General features: G+C 70.0%; 2 protein-coding genes and 2 pseudogenes. 2 read left to right on the forward strand and 2 right to left on the reverse strand.

What is annotated here, in order from left to right; all coding sequences use genetic code 11:
* A partial coding sequence (locus ACWDA7_RS51655) for a hypothetical protein (protein ID WP_450615019.1) occupies positions 1–461 on the reverse strand: 461 nt, incomplete at its 3' end.
* A 156-nt stretch (positions 462–617) separates the two neighbouring features.
* Positions 618–964 (reverse strand): annotated as a pseudogene (locus ACWDA7_RS51660) (transposase); the annotation flags it as partial.
* Between the two features lie 413 nt (positions 965–1377).
* Between ACWDA7_RS51660 and ACWDA7_RS51665 the strand changes: the two are divergent.
* On the forward strand, positions 1378–1875 hold the full coding sequence (locus tag ACWDA7_RS51665; RefSeq protein ID WP_450615021.1) for a hypothetical protein: 498 nt from the start codon (positions 1378–1380) through the stop codon (positions 1873–1875).
* Between the two features lie 60 nt (positions 1876–1935).
* Positions 1936–3023: pseudogene (locus ACWDA7_RS51670) on the forward strand (S8 family serine peptidase); the annotation flags it as partial.

Consider the following 3023-nt stretch of genomic DNA (forward strand, 5'->3'; position numbering starts at 1 on the left):
CCGTCGTAGTCGATGAACAGCACCCGCTCGCTGTCCCACACGTCCACCGCGCACCAGGCCCGCACCGGGCGGTGCGGTGCGGCCGCATGCCACGCCGGCAGCGGCTGCGAACAGGAGAGACTCTCCACCGTCTCCTGCAGCACGGCGCGGCTGGCGGGCGGGGCGACGCGCTGCAGCGCGGCCACGGCGGCCAGGCCATGCGGGGACGGTTTTATCGAAGCCCGTCCCGCCACCTCACGACACAGCAGCACCTCCGGCTCGCGTTCCGTCATCCCGGCGCCCAGCCACGCCTCGCCCAGGCAGCCGCTCGCCCACGCCTCCACGGCAAGGACATCCCTGTCCTGCAGGTGCAGGGTTCGGGCCTGGCGCAGCACACGGTCCGACAACCGCACAGGGCCTGGCGCACGGCGCACCGACTTTTTGCCACCGCTCGACGTGCGGCGGCCACGGCTCTTCGGCATGCCTTCGAGTCTGGCAGAACAGCATGCGGCACAGGCCGGTGGCCTCAGGACAACCCTCGCCAGAGTGATAGTGGCCCAGTCCGGCCGACTTCGGCCCCCGGTCTACCCGGCAGCGGGGAGCGTGACGTTGATCAGGCCCAAGACCCCGGTCACCGCATCGTCGGTGATCTTCGCGACGGCCTTGGGCCACTTCACGCCGTAGGTGCGCGCGAACGCCTCGATCGCCTGCTCGGCTTGCGCGCGGTCCTCGGCGTCATGGATCTCCTGTATCGCCTTCGTCGCGCCCGGCGGCACGGACTTCGGCAGGGCGTTGGCAACATGCGGGTCTTGTGCGCCCAGCACCGCTGGTGCCGGGCGGTCAGGAACACCTCGGCCAGCGCCTTCCACAGGCCCATCCCGCCGCCGCCGACGACCAGTTCGGGCTCCGGCATGCCACATCTGCGGCAGTCGCGCAGCCGGCGCTGTGCCTCGCGCAGGTAGGCGACGGCTTCCTTGCGCGCGTCGCCGGTGGGGGAAGGGGACGAACATCTCAACGGCAAGGGAGGGACCGAGCGCGTCGAGCTGCCGGCGCCACCGGCTTGGGCCGGGAGATCGCTCCTGCACCCCGCCTCTGCCTGCCGGCCCACAGCGTCGAGCGTGGCACGCATCGAGATCTCCACGATGCCGGCCAAGCGGTCTGTTTCGTCGAGCCGGGCCACAACCGTATCCAGGACTCCGCGTAGGGCAGGCCAGTTGGGACTGCGTCTTGTAGTACTGCCGCACGAGCGCCGGATCCAATCGGGGGGATTCCTCCCCCTGAACGGCTCGCCCGATTGCGGGCGAGGTGACGTCACCTTAGCTTCAACACGGCGGAGACATTCTGAAAAAGCCGACATAATCCCTTATGTCGGCTTCCCTGGCGTCGAATGGAGCATTCATGTCGGTGATGACCGGTACACCACCCCAGCAGCAGTTCGGCCAGCAGATCGGCGCGCCGCAGCAGCAGCTCTCGCAGGTGGTCCAGCAGGCGATCCAGCAGGCGTGCCAGCAGGCGAGCCAGCAGGTCGCGCAGCGCATGCAGCAGACGCTGCAGCAGATCCAGCAGGTCCAGCAGCAGCTGCAGCAACAGGGCTTGGCCCACCAGGCGCACCCGTACCTGGCTGTCGCCCTGCATCACGCGCTGGTGCAGGGCGTGCGCAGCGCTGTGGAGCAGTCCGTGCAGCAGGCGCTGCCGACCGCGATCCTGACGCTGGTCCAGCAGAGCCAGCAGGGCCAGCAGGGCCAGCAGGGCCAGCAGGGCCAGCAGGGCCAGCAGGGCCAGCAGGGCCAGTGGGGCGGCGGTTACGGCCAGCAGCAGTTCGGCCAGCCGTTCCAGCAGTTCCAGCAGCCCGGCTTCGGCTTCGGGCAGATGGGCCAGCCCTTCGGTATCGGCTGACCCCCGGGCGGCTCACTGTGCGGTGTGCCCGGGGGGTCTTCCCGGGCACACCGCATCACCGTGAAAAGCGCGAGCCGCCCGTCGCCGGATCAGGAGCACAAGGACGACGTAGACGTAGGCGTGGTGAAGGTGGACGTGATGGTCAAGGAAAGGCCCGGAAACAACCGCGAGAGCGAGTTCGAGGGCGCGGCGGCGGGTGGGCCGGGACCCGAGGGGAAGGAAGCGGGAGAACGCAGGAAGGGCGCACCGTCACCGTTCACGGTGCGGCCGCGCCGACAGCGGTACATGGTGACACCGCTGCCGCAGCATCTGCTCCCCCTGGGAGTGCCGGAACTCGGCATGGACGCGGTGTGCGACCGGCTGGAGCGGATGCCCGAGGTCAAAGTGACCCGCAGGCTCCGGCCGTCGGAAAAGCTCCAGTCGAGCGGACTGCAGCCCTCCTGCCCGGAGATCGCGGTCGTCGAGGCGGCCGAGGCCCAGGTGCCGGCGATGCGGTCGCTGCATGTGCACATCGAACCCGACCTGCCCCTGTCCGCGGCCGGGCCCCTCGCCACGCCGGCCGCCGGAGCCGTGCCGCTCCGTGATCCGGGGCTGGTCATGCCCCTGGAACAACCCGTGGACATCACGTTGCGCGTCTGCGGTCCCGACGGTGAACCACTGGCAGGCGCGGGGGTGTTCCTGATCGGCTCGACATGGCCCGCCCAGGGCATCACCGGGGCCGACGGGACGACCACCATCACCCTGGCGACGGAATCCGAACACTCCGTCCAGTCCCTCTACATCCGGCCCAAGGACGGCTACACGGACCGCTGGATCCACCGCCCCGACCTGTCGGCGACCCAGGAGAACGTCGTCACCCTCACCCCCCTCGCCAAGGTGTACCCCGAGCTGGACCAGCGGCAGCAGTACGGCTGGGGCCAGCAGGCCATGCGGCTGGACCGGCTACCCCCCACCTTCCGCGCCTTCGGCGTCAAGATCGCACTCATCGGCTCTGGCGTCAGCGCCGAGCACCCCGATCTGAAACAACGGGTGCGCACCGGGACCGATCTCGTCCACGGCACGGACGAGGGCTGGGCGAAGGACGAGGTGGGCACCGGTACGCACGCGGCGGGCGTCATCGCCGGGGCGGACACCGGCAAGGGCGTCAT

It is taken from the genome of Streptomyces sp. NPDC001156, from assembly GCF_053598275.1.